Annotated in this window: 11 protein-coding genes, 2 tRNA genes and 2 rRNA genes; 12 read left to right on the top strand and 3 right to left on the bottom strand. The window is 33.4% G+C overall.

Translation table 11 applies throughout. The annotated features are described in order from the left end of the window. From VIG73_RS04905 to VIG73_RS04855, 10 genes are all read left to right on the top strand, one after another. A 23S ribosomal RNA gene (locus VIG73_RS04905) occupies positions 1–124 on the top strand; the annotation flags it as partial. A 120-nt stretch (positions 125–244) separates the two neighbouring features. After that, a 5S ribosomal RNA gene (rrf, locus tag VIG73_RS04900) occupies positions 245–360 on the top strand. A gap of 34 nt (positions 361–394) precedes the next feature. After that, positions 395–469, top strand: a tRNA-Asn gene (locus VIG73_RS04895). 7 nt (positions 470–476) lie between these two features. Then, positions 477–549: transfer RNA gene (locus tag VIG73_RS04890), tRNA-Thr, on the top strand. A gap of 1,723 nt (positions 550–2,272) precedes the next feature. Further along, positions 2,273–2,710, top strand: a complete 438-nt coding sequence (locus VIG73_RS04885; protein WP_331639528.1) for a hypothetical protein — start codon at positions 2,273–2,275, stop codon at positions 2,708–2,710. Positions 2,711–3,743: 1,033 nt separating this feature from the next. Next, a complete protein-coding gene (locus VIG73_RS04875) occupies positions 3,744–4,208 on the top strand; it encodes a hypothetical protein (protein ID WP_331639527.1) in 465 nt (154 codons plus the stop codon). Between the two features lie 870 nt (positions 4,209–5,078). Beyond that, on the top strand, positions 5,079–5,912 hold the full coding sequence (gene hag, locus VIG73_RS04870) for a flagellin Hag (protein WP_331639525.1): 834 nt from the start codon (positions 5,079–5,081) through the stop codon (positions 5,910–5,912). A gap of 763 nt (positions 5,913–6,675) precedes the next feature. Then, positions 6,676–7,284: a hypothetical protein gene (locus VIG73_RS04865; protein WP_331639523.1), complete on the top strand. Its 609-nt coding sequence runs from the start codon at positions 6,676–6,678 to the stop codon at positions 7,282–7,284. Continuing rightward, the gene (locus VIG73_RS04860) at positions 7,274–9,127 is read left to right on the top strand and encodes a motility associated factor glycosyltransferase family protein (protein ID WP_331639521.1); all 1,854 of its coding nucleotides are present in this window, start codon (positions 7,274–7,276) and stop codon (positions 9,125–9,127) included. Before VIG73_RS04865 ends, VIG73_RS04860 begins: the two co-directional genes overlap by 11 nt. Before the next feature lie 10 nt (positions 9,128–9,137). After that, positions 9,138–10,307 (top strand): polysaccharide pyruvyl transferase family protein, encoded by a 1,170-nt coding sequence (locus VIG73_RS04855; protein ID WP_331639519.1) that lies wholly within the window; start codon positions 9,138–9,140, stop codon positions 10,305–10,307. Between the two features lie 3 nt (positions 10,308–10,310). Here the strand turns inward: VIG73_RS04855 and VIG73_RS04850 are convergent, their stop codons facing one another. The 3 genes from VIG73_RS04850 to VIG73_RS04840 are packed head-to-tail and all read right to left on the bottom strand — an operon-like array spanning position 10,311 to position 13,193. Then, complete coding sequence (locus VIG73_RS04850; RefSeq protein WP_331639517.1) at positions 10,311–11,009, bottom strand: acylneuraminate cytidylyltransferase family protein; 699 nt, start codon at positions 11,007–11,009, stop codon at positions 10,311–10,313. Then, positions 11,002–12,150: a UDP-N-acetylglucosamine 2-epimerase gene (gene neuC, locus VIG73_RS04845; RefSeq protein WP_331639515.1), complete on the bottom strand. Its 1,149-nt coding sequence runs from the start codon at positions 12,148–12,150 to the stop codon at positions 11,002–11,004. The genes VIG73_RS04850 and neuC overlap by 8 nt, the downstream gene beginning before the upstream one ends. Next, positions 12,147–13,193 (bottom strand): N-acetylneuraminate synthase family protein, encoded by a 1,047-nt coding sequence (locus tag VIG73_RS04840; protein ID WP_331639513.1) that lies wholly within the window; start codon positions 13,191–13,193, stop codon positions 12,147–12,149. Before VIG73_RS04840 ends, neuC begins: the two co-directional genes overlap by 4 nt. 552 nt (positions 13,194–13,745) lie before the next feature. On the opposite strand from VIG73_RS04840, the gene VIG73_RS04835 reads away from it, so the two are divergent. Both VIG73_RS04835 and VIG73_RS04830 read left to right on the top strand, forming a co-directional pair. After that, a complete protein-coding gene (locus VIG73_RS04835) occupies positions 13,746–15,689 on the top strand; it encodes an efflux RND transporter permease subunit (RefSeq protein ID WP_331639539.1) in 1,944 nt (647 codons plus the stop codon). A 4-nt stretch (positions 15,690–15,693) separates the two neighbouring features. Beyond that, positions 15,694–17,508, top strand: a complete 1,815-nt coding sequence (locus tag VIG73_RS04830) for a YhgE/Pip domain-containing protein (RefSeq protein WP_331639511.1) — start codon at positions 15,694–15,696, stop codon at positions 17,506–17,508. The last annotated feature ends 107 nt before the right edge of the window (positions 17,509–17,615 follow it).

The following is a 17,615-nucleotide window of genomic DNA, read 5'->3' as shown; positions in this document are numbered from 1 at the left end:
GATGAGACTTCCCATCACTTCAAGTGAGTAAGATCCCTCAGAGACGATGAGGTTGATAGGTCCGAGGTGGAAGCGTGGTGACACGTGGAGCTGACGGATACTAATTGATCGAGGATTTGACTAGCTATTTAATTGATGTCTAAGGTTTTCTTCTTATTTGGTTTTCAGGGTGCAAATCTTGTTAAAATACTTGCATTTCTTTCATGTGGAATGCTATAATTAAATTTACAATTCAAATAATTTGTCTGGTGACGACAGCGAAGAGGTCACACCTGTTCCCATACCGAACACAGAAGTTAAGCTCTTCAGCGCCGATGGTAGTTGGGGCATAGCCCCTGCAAGAGTAGGACGTTGCCAGGCAGATTTTTGTATTCAAAATGATTTTTAAAAATATTCCACAGTAGCTCAGTGGTAGAGCAATCGGCTGTTAACCGATCGGTCGTAGGTTCGAATCCTACCTGTGGAGCCATTTTCATGCTTCCATAGCTCAGCAGGTAGAGCGCTTCCATGGTAAGGAAGAGGTCGCAGGTTCAAATCCTGTTGGAAGCTCTTCTTAAAACGCTTGTTCCACAAGGAATAGAGCGTTTTTTTGTTGCCTAATTGTTGCCCAATAGGCGTTCTCTTTTTCTTTTCATTTCTTTCCTTCAAACTTACTTTCAACACTTTTTCCTTTTGTAGAGCTCATTATAAATTCACAATCTACATAATTAAGCGGTCGAATATATGTGAACATCCATGTCTATTTCATGTATCCTTTAAGGAAATATTTTCCCATACCAAACATTTGAATAATGAACCCTTCACAGAGATTAAACGTCTTCTTGAATCAATAAAGGAAAGTGTGGTTGTTATCTGGATTGCCTCTAATTTCACATCGCGAATTATAGGCTATTCGAAGGATTTGAAACAAAACCAATAAAGACAATGGTGATGTTATTCCCCAAAAGTTATCTGTCCCTACATATCCGTGGTCTGTTTCCTCCCAACCTAAATTATTATAAAATTTACGGAGAAGATAGGGGATTTGATGAATTTAATATGCTAGTTATTAATGACCAGTAAAAGTTAGGGTATTCTTGTGAAATAATGTAATCAAATGAATGGTCCAAGAAAACATCTGCATCTCCAAGTGTTCAATTTTACTTGACGGTTACAATAGGTGCCTTGGTTGGTACACAAGGTAAAAATAATACGAAACAGCATAGTCTTTTGTGAACTATGCTGTTTTATTTGAGTATAATTAGTACTGCATTTTGAGGTGCAATTCTTATGTATTTTTAATGACAATTTAATGCACAAGGTATATTTTTGCGATATGTAATAGATTCCTGTAATTGCTAGAAAATACAGTGTCTAATATTTCATCATTGTCTTTCAGCAGTTTAAGGTAAAATTATATTGAATATACCCTCCCTTTTGGAAAAAGAAAAACTATAATTTTGTTGGTCAAATTCAGAACTAAATTTTCCTTATTAAATTAATTCTCAATATAAATTGACTTTTAAGAGAAGTGATGATAATTATTATTATAAAAGGAAGTTTAAGGGAATAAAGACTCATTCTTAGAAAATCTTTAGACAATATTCAGTTTAAAGATATTCAATTTATAGGAGGATAGAAAACTATGGCATCATGTTATTTATTCAACTATTATTTAATGAAGATACAATAAATGCGAGTAATATCCCTCAAAAGGAACTATCACTGCAAACAGACAAAGAGTATTCTGATGATGGTAATGATATTAATTACTCACGGAACTGGACAAAACTTGTATGGTGGATATCTAACAAAGCTGGAAACTTTATTTATAAGAGACAACCTACGAGACAAGTTGGGCCAAATTGGGACACAATAAGCTCTGGTACTATTAGTTTTAATTCGGGAAATTACGGAACTTCAACTAGGCATACAGTTAGCGTTAAACACCGTGATCATGAGATAGATACATGGCCTCAAACTTCAGTGGTTAACTGGGCTTCTAAAATATCAGTAATTATTACTAATCCCTCAAACACAGACGTTCGATCACGGTCTGTTACACATAATCAGCACACATACTATAAAGGCGGTCGTAATGGAACATACACTGTAAGGTACGCGCAACCCAGTAAACAATCGTGGGGGATATTTGGTTAAGATTATTTCATTGGACTGGATCGTGCAGTATACCACCATGCCCTATTCCAACAGGAGCAGAAACAGCCGCTGAGCTAAAAGATGGAGATGTCACCACTATTACTAACTTAGAGCAAATAAAGAATATAAAGCAATGCAGATAGAGGGCGGTCTTTATGTATTGCCTTCAAAGTCACATCTAGCTAATAATACTGCTTTCAAAGATGAAAAAACTTTTACTCTAAGCTCATTACAGAATCGTGCATTTGATACTGAACTTGGAGTATTAGTACGAAACTTTAAGGGACTTTCAATTGGAGATAAAATTACTCTAGAAGATGAAATAAAATTAATTAGGTATGATAAGGACCTAGATGAAACTTTTTTTGGTTTTGAAGAGTTCGGTGGTACTATCACAGAATGGCCATTCAATGGAGACTTGACATCTGAATTTACAGTAGGAGAAAAAGTAGCGTTTAAATTTGAAATTGTCAATGAACATTCAGATGGTCCATTTGAAACTTTAGATTATATTAAATATGGTCTAGATAATAATGGTAAGGCTCCTAAAATTGATAAATTTTTAAAATAGAAAATATCTTTGGCCAGTTCGGGTAACAGAATATTATTATTGAATGGATAAAAAAGTAAAGTAAATATACAGATAAAATAATTATCCTGTATAAATGCAATCGATGCTTGGAATACAGCTTTGTCAATAGTTGCTTTTTACAAAATTCATCGTCGGGAGGTATAATATGAAAAGGAATATTGCGAAAATATTAAGCTTCATAGTAATTTTCACTTTGCTTTTCAGTTTGTTAAGATTATTAATCAATATAAATGTAATTCCTTGGAACATATTAACAGATATTTTAATTTTACTGTTAGTCATTCCTATTTTAATCTTTATTTCCATTTTGTTATCAGTGAAATTAATAAATTCAATAGTAGATTAAAATTTGGTAATTTCCCCTCCTATAATATAAAGAGTATTTATCAGCATAATAGGGAGTAGTCCTTGGATAGGTGCCTACTCCCACCTTTAACAAATAATCCAAGGAGAACTATTGTAAAAAATCAAAGCACAGTCGTCTTGCCTAGCGGTAGGCTTCCCCCTGGATGGAATTTAAAAGTTTATTTATATCCAGGGATAGAGTGTGTCTATTTCAACTCAATAATTTGGAAATTAACTCAGCTATCCACCTTTTTCATGTCAAGATATTAAGGCGGCTTTATAAAGCATTTATATTTATTCCTTCGCTATAACCTTTTAGCTATTTCTCTTTCATCAAAATGTATCGTTTTATCATTAGGAATTTGATAAGTTTCATGCCCTTTACCAGCTATGTTATAACAACATCATTAGAAGAAGCCGTATTGATAGCTTTAGTAATGGCTTCCTTTCGATCAACTATTAATTCGTATTGTAATGAACTAGACTGAATAATTCTACTTTCAATAAACAAGCAGAGAATAAGAAGGTAGAAAGAAATGATGAGAAAGGGATTCGGTTTATTTTTGGAGAAGTTCGTTTTAGTCGTACGCTTATGTGTTTTTGTAACTAAAATAAGGGCTAAATTGTATGATATATTATTGATAAATAAGCCGGGGACGGTGAAAATATGAAATGGTCAGAGGTTAGAAATATGTACCCGAATCAGTTTGTAAAGATAAAAGTGTTATCGTCTCAAGTAAATAAAAATCAAGAAATAATAGAAGACATGGCTGTTATAAAATCTGTCCCGGATGAATTAGCAACAAAGGAATTATTAAATTCAAAAGGTGATGAGTTGGTATATCCCACTGCTCATGAAAATATTGTGCTCGAAATTCGTCAAGATGTCGGTTTAAGGAGAGATATGAAGTCCATGAAAATCAAGTATAAGCATGGGCTTTTATTAGTAGATATTACTCTAACACTTAATGGGAGGAAAAAGCTGATAAAGAACATGGTTTTAGACAATGAAGCAGCTAAAACTCTTATTTCTCAAGATGCTGTTGAAGATATTGGAATTCAAGTTGATCTAGAAGATACAATTGTGACTTACTTTGGCATTGGTGGTAAAGAACATGCATATAGAAAATGAATAGAACAAGTCTAAATGGGTGATTTTGTCATTGAAAATGTTGATGTTGATTTTAATGACTTTGGATATGAGGTTTGCTTGGATTTGTTAATGAAAGCAAAATTCATCATTGATCTCCGATATTTACAGATGAAAAGAAATGAGTGAACCATAAATAAGGCGTTTTTTTATGGAAACATACCCCTTCTTGTTGTAAAATGTCGGTGTGGGGGGGAACGAGTGTTGTTTAATTTATTTTACAAAAAGTGTTACTTATGTCATAAAAAAGTTCCGAAAAAGAAGTTGCGAAAGTATTTAGATGACAAAAATAAAGATATACATATTTGTGAACGATGTGTCGAATATGCAGAAAGAAGAGCTTTTAGAAAAGCACAATAATATGTTGTGTTAAAGAGATTTTAATTTATGTTTATAAATTATCCAATTACCCCTCGTTGCTTAGATAATGACAACAAGGGGCTATTTATTATGAGTTAAGAATCTCCTATGGCCAGATCCTTACCTAATAACACAGTGGATATTAATTGAGATAGAAAGGAAGCCCCCCTTATTACAAGACCGGTTAAGATGTTTTATATTAAAACAAAGTGGAACTACGAAAAGTTATTAGTTAATCGCTCGTTGATTACTAAAAATAGTCGTCAATGAGCATGAAAAGGCTGTACAATCCCTTTTTAAAAAATATTATAAACTTTTTATGGTTAACTATGGTTATCAAGTGCTACTTATATATGAGAAAAATAAAAAAAACGATAAAAAAGGTTAAACATTTTCCAAAACTGCCGATATAAGAAATGAGCATGAGAAATCATGTTCAAAAAGGGACACAAGGACGTGACCCAAAAATAATATTACATGGAGGTAATTTACATGAGAATCAATCACAACATTGCAGCACTGAACACTCATCGTCAGTTAGCTGCGAACAACGGCGCTGTGCAAAATTCATTAGAAAAGCTGTCATCAGGCCTTCGTATTAATAAGGCGGGAGATGATGCTGCAGGTCTTGCTATTTCTGAAAAAATGAGAGGGCAAATTCGAGGGTTAGAAATGGCGACTAAAAACTCACAAGACGCAATTTCATTAATTCAAACTGCAGAAGGAGCCTTAACTGAAACACATGCAATTTTACAGCGTATGCGTGAGTTGGCTGTTCAGGCAGGTAACGTAGGAACACAAGAAAAAGACACTGATCTTCAAGCAATTCAAGATGAGATTAACAATCTGGTTGCTGAAATAGATGGGATTTCCGAACGTACTGCATTTAATGGCAAAAAATTAATTGATGGAAGCTTTGCTAGTGGTACAGATTTAGTTTTCCAAATTGGTGCTAATGAAAATCAGTCATTAGCAGTAAATATCAATAGTATGTCGGCATCCGGTCTAGGAGTAAGTGGATTAGATGTTTTAGCATTCGGCGATGCCACTGACAAATCTGGCCTTGATAGTGCTGTTTCAGGTGTATTATCTAAGATTGATACAGCTATCAACAGTGTTTCAACAGAACGATCAAATTTGGGTGCAGTCCAAAACCGCTTGGAACACACTATTAACAATTTAGGTGCGTCCCAAGAAAACCTAACAGCTGCAGAATCACGTATTCGTGATGTTGATATGGCGAAAGAAATGATGGAGTTCACTAAGAACAACATCTTAACTCAAGCGGCACAAGCAATGTTAGCTCAATTTGAACAGGTTGCATAACTGTTCATAGGGCGTCCGGTAAAGTGATTTATCGGAGGATCACTGGGTGAATTGCTGGAATATCCTTAGAGCTTCATGACCACAACGTGGCCAGAAACGGCGAGCGTGAAGGTTTGAAAACATGAAGATTGGACAATCAGCAGCGAAGCTCCTGTAGGGAAACCTTGGAGAACGTTCAACGACTAGGATACACCGTTTAAGGCATGTGCTATGACGATGAAATCCGTAGAGTGTCATAACAGACATTCGAAGTGCCCAGCATCTCAATTGAGATGAAGATATAGTCTATTCTATGCTCGAAAGACATAGTGGCAAAGCAGGCCAACCAAACACCACAAGGAGTACTACAGTTACTTCGTTAATAGTGGACAAATCAAAGACTCTAGCCTTTGGCTAGAGTCTTTTAAAATGCGCAAAATATAATATACCGTCTATTCTTAATAAATCTTATAAAACCGACCAGTAGGTTTTTTTTCAATTTTACAAGATAGCTTTATTGGCATATTCTAAAATTGTATTAATTTTAATGAGAACTAATACCTACCTAACCTTTCTGCTATGATAGTGGTTAAAGAGAAATACCTCTTAATGTAAGTGATGAATTTATCTAGTTCTGTAAGTTTTCACCCATTTTTAAAGGAATGTTTTGCTCAGCTTCACAATACATTATATAGTTAAATAAACAAGTTCTGTTGTACATTTAATCTTTAAATTTTTTATCTTTAACCGATAATATTAGTAAATCCTACTTTTGGAGGTCGCTATGCAATTAATATACAAAAATAAACAGACAGAATTACCAAGAGATGAATCTGCATTTACAATGATTTTAGAAAAAGTAAATGAATTAACTAAAAAACAAGATGTTATATTTAGTCATTTAATTATTGATGAAATGGGAATATTTGAGAACCATGAATCATTCATAAATGAACGACTAAATGAAATTATGCAAATTGAAATCGTTACTCGTTCTACTAATGAAATGATATGGGACACGATGCAATCAATACATGAATATTTGCAAAGAGCAATACCGACGTTAAATAAATTAATTGATGAAAGTTATGACGTTTTTTCTAAAAAAACGTGGGAAGGTATTGGTCAATTATCAGAAGGATTCCAATGGCTGCTTCAGTTTATCACATTTACAGAGGCGGCACCTAAACAACCGTCCTATTGGTCTGAAATCATGAAGGACTTCAAAATGTGCGAAAATAATTTTAAACAATTATTAGAAGCAGTTGAAGTACAAGATACCGTACTTATTTTGGATATTCTAGCCTACGAAATAGTTCCCGCATATGAGTCATTGGAGCAGAATATAGCAAAGTCCCTGAAAGATAAGGAGTTTTTTACTCATGTTAATTGATAATATCCTTTTTTTAAGAGAACGCTTTCCTGTGATTAGGCAATATTTTGCACAGCATGAAACTGATTTGCAGCTACAGCAACTAGAGTGTATGGCTTCTAAGGCAGGATATAAAACCATTCGTTATCATGTTGATAAAAATCAGCCATTAATGGTACATAGTATATATAATCCAATTCGAGAAGCAGAGAGAGTGATCGCTTCCCATAAAGATGGTATAAAAGATGATACACATATCTTCTTTTACGGAATTGGAATGGGTTACCATGTTGAAAAGTTTATTGAACAATATCCAAATAATTCATATTCACTTTACGAACCTATTCCTGAAGTATTTTTTGAAATGTCTAAACATCGTGATATAAATCGTATTATTGCAAAAAATATCCGTCATTTATATGTTGATCAACATAATAAAGAAACTCTTGCTTATTTAGAGGAATTTCAAACAAACAATCGAAAGATACATTTAATTGTATTGCCAAGTTACAAAAATATAATAAAAGAAAAATATGAGCGGTTTCATAACAATATAAAAGAAATGATATTAAATCGGCGAATAAATTTACAGACTGACGCTGGTTTTCAAAAATTTTGGGTAATGAATAGCATAATTAATTTTAAAACGGTATTGAATACACCAAATATGTTGAAAGATATAGATCGTACGCAATTTGAGGGAAAGCCTGCTATTATAGTTTCAGCGGGTCCATCACTTGCAGAGGATATTGAATACATTCGATATATCAAGGCGAATAACTTAGCGTATATTTTCTCCGTGGGTTCCGCGATAAATAGTTTGATTGAATATGATGTGCTTCCAGATGCGGTTTTTACTTATGACCCTAAACGTAGAAATAAGAATGTATTTAAGAAGATGATTGAGAACGGTATTGATCATATACCGATGGTTTTTGGCTCAAGTGTAGGATATGAAACAATTAAAGATTATCAAGGTCCAAAGGTTCATTTTATTACTTCACAAGATAAAACATCACTCTACTTATTAGAAGAACAATTAGAGTTTGAAGAGCACCTAATTGTAGATTCCCCATCAATAGCAGTAATGGCGTTTCAAGTATTAACTAAGTTAGGTACAGATCCAATTATATTTGCTGGACAAAATTTAGGCTACTTAAATGGTCGTCAATATTCAAAAGGAATTGCTTATGACCATATTCCAACCAATATAGACAAAGAAACATTGGATAAGGCATTAATAACAACGGATGTTTATGGAAACGAAATGAAGACTAATCATAGTTTTAATAGTATGCGAAAAGCAATTGAAAAAATTGCTAAATTATATACAAAAAGAACTTTTATTAATACTACAAAAGGTGGAGCTAGGATTGAAGGAGTGCCATTTCAAACAATTGAGACATTAATTAGAGAAACTCTGAAACAATCAAATAATACTCTAAAGTGGTGGAAAGCTAAGAATAGCTATAATGAAAGAGAAGTGAGAATAAAGTATCAATTATTAAAGAAAAGTATGAAAGACTTTATAAATATAATATCTCAACTCGATAAAGTAATAAATAATATTTCTCTTAGTACTAAAGTGAGAAATAAAACACAACTTATTTCTGAACTACAAAAATTTGACTCGATTTACAATAGTCTCGGTAATAATGTATATTATAAATTCTTTGTATCCTTTTACATACGAACACATGTAAAATACGTTGCGAATGAGATAATTAGATTAAATTTAGAAGATGATATATTTATAAAAGGTAAAGAAATTATAGAACTAATTACTATGTTTATTTCACACTGTAAACAAGCTAATATTGAAATTAATGAGTTTTTAGATAAAGGTATGGAACATTTAAAATAGGAAGTGTAGCATGCAAAAAATAACTGTTCTACATATTGCTAGTTTTAACGGAAATATTGGAGATAATGCTAATCATACTGGATTAAGGAGAAAATTAAGTAATATAATAAAGCAGGAAATAACATATGCTGAAATTGAAATAAGACATTTTTATAAATCATGGAATCTTAGAGACTTCAATAGCGATGATTTTATTAGTTTATGTAATAAATATCAACTTGTTATCATAGGTGGAGGAAATTTTTTTGAACTAAAATGGGACTACTCCCATACAGGTACGACTGTAAACTTAAGTGAAGAAACTTTAAAGAAAATTAAAACACCAATACTCTTTTTTGGATTGGGAAGTGATATTGGGAAGGGATATAGCGAAAGCACAAGAGAAAAATTTAATAAGTTTTTACAAGTTGTTACTAACTCTGATAAATATTTAGTAACCGTTAGAAATGATGGATCTTTTGAGACTTTGAGCAACTTGTATGGAAAAGAATATATCGACAAGATTTATAAAGTTGCGGATGGTGCTTTTTTCTTTAAAACAGAACCTGTTGCCCTCCCAATAAATACGAGAGGAAAGAGATTTATTGGTATTAATGTTGTGTGTGATATGAAGCCTATAAGATTTAGTGAAAAATTTACTTATGATGACTTTATTAATGCTTTTTCCAGGTTTGTAAATCGTTTTTTACAAAGTCAAAATAAGTTCGACTTAATTTTCTTTCCACATATCTATAGTGATATCGAAGCAATTTCGGATGTATTAAACAACATAAATGACCAATATAGAAGATATAGGGTTACAGTGGCGCCATATATAAATGGAGAAGGCTCTGATAGATATATTTTCGGACTTTATCAAAAATGTGAACTGATTCTAGGTATGAGATTTCATAGTAATGTATGTGCCATTGCACAAAATATACCAACGATTGGTTTAAGTAGTTATAAAAAAATTCATGATTTATATTCAGAATTAGGTTTGTTGGATAAGGTAGTCTATGTAAATGAAGAAGGTTTCGAAAACAAACTTTTTAACAAGATTAGAGATACCTTAGATAATATCGAGATTATTAAAAAACAATATAAACAAATTAATCAAAGATTAAATGATGTAGAAAATATTTTTTATCAGAATTTAATAGAATGGTTAAAAAGAAACAAAACAATTAAAGGTGTGTGAGTTTTACACACCTTTATTTTCTATCATCCATTTAAATAAATTTATATCACTGGGTTCGTCAATATCTAAATCATAAATATTTTCCATGATATAAGCTAATTTATTATCATTCAGACTCGTTTCAGAGTTCATGCACGACGTTTTGTTAATATAAATGGCTCCGTTAACTTTGTATATTTCAGAAAAGTCTTGTCTTCTAACTGTACTATTCATATTTAGGATGTTTTTCAGTTGGTCATTCTTCATTAATGTACGCATTAGTATAGGATGTTCCATTACCTTCGAAACACTGGTCAGACTGTCTGCGTTATAATAAATAATCTTTTCAATGGCTTCATTAATATGTCTAGCTTGTCTTAAAGGTTGCGTTGGTTGTAATGTTACTACATAATCATATGTTCTGCCTAATTTTTTTTGCCCTTCAATGACATGGATTAAAGTTTCAATAGTTGGCGATTGTTCAGTTGCTAAATGCTTTGGTCTTAAGTAGGGGACGCTAGCGCCCAAATCCCGTGAAATTGTAGCAATTTCTTTATCATCAGTTGAAACGATAATATCATCTAAATATTTAGATGATAGAGCAGCATCTATTGTATATTGAATGAGCGGTTTTTTATTGATTTTGATAATGTTTTTTCTGGGAATTCCTTTACTACCACCGCGGGCAGGAATAACTGCTAAAAAGGTTTTGTCATTATACAATTACTTCTCGCTCCTTTGCAGAATCAACGAAGTTTTTTTGTAGGCTACTCTCCCATATTGTCCCGTTCTCTAAAAGCCGAATAAATTTTGTATGACTTTTTCCATCCCCGAAATTAAAGTTAGTATATTGCTTGTCTTCTACTAAATTTATAGCTTTTAAGATAAGTTCTTCGCTATCTGGTGTATAAATAATATTAGAAGTCTTACTAAGTTTGTATCTACCTTTTTGTCTATTGCCAATATCTACAGATGGTATACCATATATTTCTGTTTCCCGAATCCCAGTACTAGAATTACCAATCATAAATTCACTATGTTTTAATAAAGTTAAGAAATACTCAAATCGCATAGAAGGGAATACTTTAAAGTTACTATTGTTTTCAAAACGCTTATATTCTTCAAATATATAACGATTCCCCTCATCATTGTTGGGATAAATAACGATATAATTCTTACGTGAGCGAATCACAGCATTTACTACATTTTTTACGTTAGTAGGTAATTGATCTAATTCAGTTGTTACAGGGTGATAAATAAAAATAGCGTACTCATCAAAAAGAATATCATATCTGTTTTTAACCTCGTCAATTGTAGGTAGTTTATCTGATAACATAATATCAATATCTGGTGATCCAATTATATGGACAGATGAATCTTTTTCTCCTAGTTGAATGACTCTATTTTTTGCTTCTTCATTACTTACTAGATGAATATGAGAAAATTTTGTAATAGCATGTCTAATCGATTCGTCAATTGTTCCAGATACTTCTCCTCCTTCAATGTGGGCTACACGAATATTATTTAAGCTACCAACTATTGCTCCGGCTAGAGCTTCGAGCCGATCTCCATGAACAACAATTAAATCAGGTTGTAATTCATTCACATAGTTACTTAAACCTAATATAGTATTACTTAAGGTAATGTCCATTTTTGCGTCGTTTTGTTGATTAATAAATTGGTATAAGTTTTGAAAACCATCCTTTTTAATTTCTTGTATTGTATAACCATATTTCTTTAGCATATGCATTCCTGTTACAAATATATGTAGTTCAAATTGCGGGTTTTTTTCAACTTCTTTCATTAATGATTTAATCTTTCCGTAGTCTGCTCTTGTTCCTGTTATAAACAATATTTTTTTCACAGTTCAACATCGCTCCACTTTATATGTTCATTAGATTTTAGATTACGTTTAATCTTTTTACCTATTAATCTATCATAATGTTCAGCCTTAATTTCCCCTGTTCCTGGTCTTTTAACCCAAATATTATCTTTAGTTAATGTTTCCCCTATTTTTATTTTTTCTGTCGTAACAACGGTAGCAAAGGCAAAGTCCATCGTTACTTGTTCTTCCTTAGCCGGTTTCTTATCACCACCACGCATTTTCCATATTTCTTTAGTTCCGGAAATTAACAATTCTAACTCTGAAGGAGTCATAGAACAGACAATATCTGGGCCCTTTCGCGATTTCGTATCTGTAAAATGTCTCTCTAATACAGAAGCACCCAATGCTGTTGCTGCTAAACAGGCGTTATTATTTACAGTATGATCAGATAAGCCAATAACAGCTTTTGGAAATGCTTTGGTTAACTGCTCCATTCCACCTAATCTGACTAATTCTGGTGGTGTTGGATAAAGGTTTGTGCAGTGTAATAATGCATAAGGTACTTTAAATTTCTCCATTATTGATACAGCTTTTTTAATGCTACTAATATCATTCATACCTGTTGATACAATCATAGGTTTTCCGAATGAAGCGATATGTTCAATTAATGGATAATTATTACATTCTCCAGATCCAATTTTATATGCGAGAACGCCCATTTTTTCTAAGCGGTTGGCCGCTGCCCTTGAAAATGGGGTACTTAAAAAAATCATATCTTTAGATTCAACATAATTTTTAAGTTCAATTTCATCTGTTTCATTTAGAGCACAACGTTCCATAACTTCGTATATTGATATATTAGTATTGCCGGGAATAACCGTTTTAGCTTTTTCACTCATTTCGTCGTCAATTATATGTGTCTGATGTTTAATTATTTCAGCCCCGGCCTTATGAGCGGCATCCACCATTGCTTTGGCTGTTTCTAAATTACCTTCATGATTTATACCGATTTCTGCTATTACAACTGGTTCATAATCTAAACCAATTTTTCGTTTGCCTATTTGTATAAAAGGATTATTCATGTTGTATCCTCCCTCTCTATTATTATATCGGTAAATTAATATAGTTTTTAAAACTATGGTCTAACATTGTTTTCCATATGTTCCTAATCAGATCAAGTGGCTGTAAACTACCTCTCGTTAAATACGAAGGCTGCTAGGAACTTTTTCTTGCATTTTTGGTTGAACTTTTACTAGCGCAATCAATAGCGAGATTAGCAATGGAAAAAACACATGAAAAACAAGTCAATTTTTGTGAATGCGTCTTACACTTAGCTCCTTAATAAAATACTTATTGTAAAATAATGCTCTCGTCTTGAGCGTTATTTTTTTGCATATAAATAAAAAAGCGAGGTTCTTTGAATTTCATAGATGATGACAGTAAAATAAACATGATGAACAAATATTTTTCATACGACAAAATATATATGATGATTTAGTTTCTGTATAGAGAGGGTGGACGTCATCGATTTAACGACACGTATTTTAAAGTATAAAAAATCTATCGTGACTGTCTTTATCGTTTTTGCGCTTGTTAGTGTTGTCGTGCAGTTCGGGGTTTCGGTAAATTATAGTATGTTTGATTATTTACCGAAAAACGCACCATCAACGATTGCTATTGATGTGATGGAAGAAGAGTTTGCCGGGGATGTGGACAATACCCGTGTCATGATAAAAGATGTTAGTATCCAAGAGGCACTTGATTATAAGGAAAGCATTGAAGCGATTGATGGCGTGTCTAAGTTGACTTGGCTTGATGATGCCATGGATATAAAGATACCGATTGAAATGATGGATACAGATCTGGTGGAAACATATTATAAAGATGGGCATGCCTTGTTTACTTTCCATGTTGACGAAGGTAAAGAAGTAGAAGCGACAGATGCGATTTATGACGTTATTGGAGAGAAAAATGCGATGGCGGGGGATGCGTTAAATACAGCCATTTCCCAAAAGGCGACTGGACAAGAAACATTCAATGCAGCAGCGATTCTTGTACCGATTATTATTATCATCCTTTTGTTATCTACGAGATCCTGGATTGAGCCAGTATTTTTCTTAATGGCAATCGGCATTTCCGTTTTAATTAATATGGGAACGAATATTTTTATTGGTGAAATTTCCTTCATATCACAAGCGGTCGCACCTATTTTGCAGTTAGCAGTCTCTCTTGATTATGCTATCTTTTTACTACATAGTTTTGATGATTATAGGAAAAGGCTTGAAAGTCCAGAAAAAGCGATGCAATTGGCAATGAAAAGATCTTTTCCAGCTATTGCAGCAAGTGCTTCAACGACATTTTTTGGATTTATGGCGCTTACCTTAATGGATTTTGAAATTGGTGCTGATTTAGGTCTGAATCTCGTTAAAGGTATTTTACTTAGCTTTTTAAGTGTGATGATCTTTTTACCAGCATTGACATTAATGTTCTATCGCTATATTGATAAAACACAACATAGACAATGGTTGCCAAGTAAATACAAAATAGGGAAACATATTATAAAATTACGTTTGCCTGTTCTTTTAATGATAGCTATCCTCGTTGTTCCTGCCTTTCTTGCCCAAAGCAAGACGAACTTTATATATGGAATGGGAGAATTACCAGAGGATACACGAGCAGGGAAAGATGTGATGGAAATTGAGGCGGCATTTGGTAAATTTACGCCGATCGTTTTATTAGTACCAAAGGGTGATCTTGCTAGAGAAGCAGAGCTTATTGATGAGCTGAGTAATCTCAAACAAGTGAAAAGTACGATTTTTTATACGAACATGATTGGTTCTACAATTCCACCAGAATATCTGGATGAATCGGTGAAAGAGCAGTTTTTCTCTGAAAATTACAGTCGACTGATATTGAATACGACAACAGATGCAGAGGGAAAAGAAGCATTTGCTTTAGTTGAAGACGTTCAATCTATGACGGAGAAATTTTACGAAGATGATTACCATGTTACTGGAGAAAGTGTCACATTATATGATATGAAAAAGATCGTTGAGAAAGACAATGTGCTAGTGAATGGACTAACCGTTGTGATGATTGCGCTCGTCTTACTCATGACATTTCGCTCTTTATCTATTCCAATTGTTTTAATACTTACCATCCAAAGTTCCGTATGGATTAATTTAGCTGTTCCGTACTTTACGGATGACCCGCTTGTTTATATTGGTTATTTAATTATTAGTATCGTTCAGCTAGCTGCGACAGTTGATTATGCAATTTTATTTACAGAAGATTATACGAATAACCGAAAAGAGATGAGCGCTAAAGCAGCTATTATAAAAACAATCAACGAAAAGATTTTTTCAATTGGCGTTTCTGCGTCCATTCTTTCAAGTGTTGGTTTTATTTTATGGTTAACATCAACCGACCCAATTATATCGTCAATTGGCCTTTTACTTGGACGGGGAACATTATTAGCGTTTCTGCTTGTGATTCTCTTTTTACCAGCATTACTCGTCATATTTGACCGATTGATCGAAAAAACAACACGAAAAGCAAATTTTTATAAAGGGAAGTGATGATTTGCGAAGAAAACAAGGGTTGTCTGTTTTAATAATTGTCCTTTTATTGTTTATCATGTTTCCGTTTACTGTTTTATCGAAGGAACAAACGGATAGAAAAACGGAGCGCGGAGAATACGATACAAAAGATGAAGTCATCTATGGAAACTTAGATGTCTATGGTAAAAAACAGAATCTATATGTCGTCAATACGTTTCATATGACTAAACCAGGAATGATTGAGGATTACGGTGCGTATATAGATATACGGAATTTGACTGACTTAACGGATATGAAGCAATCCGAAGATGGAAAAGTTCAATTTCACGCGGATGAAGGGGAATTTTATTATCAAGGTGAGTTACACCATCAATCACTTCCATGGGATATTGTAATAAATTATTTATTAGATGGTAAAAAGGTAGAAGTAGAAGAATTAGCAGGACAAAGTGGTTTTCTTGAGATTCAAATCGCCACATCTGCTAATAAGAAAGTAAATCCTTTATTCTTTGAAAATTATTTATTGCAAATATCGCTTACATTGGATCCGGCTATATGTAACAATATTCAAGCTCCAGAGGGAACAGAGGCAAATGTCGGAAAGGATAAACAAATCACGTTTACAGTGATGCCTGAACAGGAAGAAGAATTTATTATAACGACTCATGTAATAAATTTTGAAATGGATCCGATTAATATTTCTGCACTGCCTGCTAATTTAGCGATTGATGATCCGGATTTAGGAACTATGATAGGTGATATGCAGTCCTTATCTGATGCGATTAAAGATGTGAATGATGGTGTTTATGAATTAAATAAAGGGATTACTGACCTTAATGCTGGTGCTTCAGAATTAAGTAAGGGGTCTAAAGATTATCGGAATGGACTTAATAAGCTCGATCAATCTTCACAACAATTAGTTGATGGTTCCAAAGAAATTCGTGATATTTTACAAATGGTAAATGGCTCTATGCATGAAAATATGGATGTACCAGACATAAGTGAGATGAAAGCTCTTCCGAAAGGTCTACGAAAAATCGCTAGTGGTTTAAAAGAGACAGCTAATGGACTCGATATGCTACAAGAAAACTACGGAAAAGTATATAACCAATTAGATCGGGTTATGCTGCAAATTCCAGAGGGGTCTATTAGTGAAGAGCAAATTCAGGCATTATATGAAAGTGATGCAGATGCTCAAGTTGTCAATCAACTAGTTAAAACATATATCGCCGCTCAAACAGCTAAAAAAACATATCTTGCTGTTAAGGACGGGTTTGACGCTGTATCCGAGACGTTGAAACACCTATCTTATCCAATATATGAAATGGAAAATCAACTAAAGACAATGTCCGATGCGATGGATCAGGCTATGAAAAACACCGAGCAACTGACTTTACTAGAAGAGTTACAGAACGGCTTATCGACTCTAGCAACCGAATATCAAGCTTTCCATGACGGCTTAGTCCGTTATACAGGGGGCGTAAGTACGTTAACGACATCTTATGATAAGCTTGATGATGGCATTCAACAATTATCAGATGGCGTTTCTACTTTAAGTAAAGGGACAGGTGAACTGTATAATGGTACGAAGGCATTACAAGAGTCTACCGCTGATTTACCAGGTCAAATGGAATCAGAAATCAAGGAGAAATTAGAAGCGTATGATTTCTCTGATTTTGAACCCGTATCATTTATGTCAGACAAAAATAAGAACATCGGTGTTGTCCAATTCGTGTTACAAACTGAACGTATTGAAATAGAGGAAGTAGAATCGGTTGAAGAAGAGGAGACGGAAGAAAAAGGGTTTTGGGCTAAACTGATAGACCTTTTTAAATAATCGATGATGTTAAAAGAAGCTGGGACAAAATGTGAACTGCCGATTATTAAGTAGGCAGTGGAAATAATAAAAACGGCTTTTGCTCTGTATTTAGAGCTAAAGCCGTT

Origin of the sequence: Cerasibacillus sp. (genome assembly GCF_036516575.1) — a bacterium.
GTDB lineage: Bacteria > Bacillota > Bacilli > Bacillales > Amphibacillaceae > Cerasibacillus.
This window is presented reverse-complemented; position numbering and strand designations above follow the sequence as displayed.

What these genes read in the sequence shown, in the direction of transcription:
- VIG73_RS04860 (WP_331639521.1), top strand. Translation starts at nt 7,274, where the DNA reads ATGTTAATTGATAATATCCTTTTTTTAAGAGAACGCTTTCCTGTGATT.
- VIG73_RS04875 (WP_331639527.1), top strand. Translation starts at nt 3,744, where the DNA reads ATGAAATGGTCAGAGGTTAGAAATATGTACCCGAATCAGTTTGTAAAG.
- VIG73_RS04855 (WP_331639519.1), top strand. Translation starts at nt 9,138, where the DNA reads ATGCAAAAAATAACTGTTCTACATATTGCTAGTTTTAACGGAAATATT.
- hag (WP_331639525.1), top strand. Translation starts at nt 5,079, where the DNA reads ATGAGAATCAATCACAACATTGCAGCACTGAACACTCATCGTCAGTTA.
- VIG73_RS04885 (WP_331639528.1), top strand. Translation starts at nt 2,273, where the DNA reads ATGCAGATAGAGGGCGGTCTTTATGTATTGCCTTCAAAGTCACATCTA.
- VIG73_RS04865 (WP_331639523.1), top strand. Translation starts at nt 6,676, where the DNA reads ATGCAATTAATATACAAAAATAAACAGACAGAATTACCAAGAGATGAA.
- VIG73_RS04840 (WP_331639513.1), bottom strand. Translation starts at nt 13,193, where the DNA reads ATGAATAATCCTTTTATACAAATAGGCAAACGAAAAATTGGTTTAGAT.
- VIG73_RS04835 (WP_331639539.1), top strand. Translation starts at nt 13,746, where the DNA reads ATGTTTGATTATTTACCGAAAAACGCACCATCAACGATTGCTATTGAT.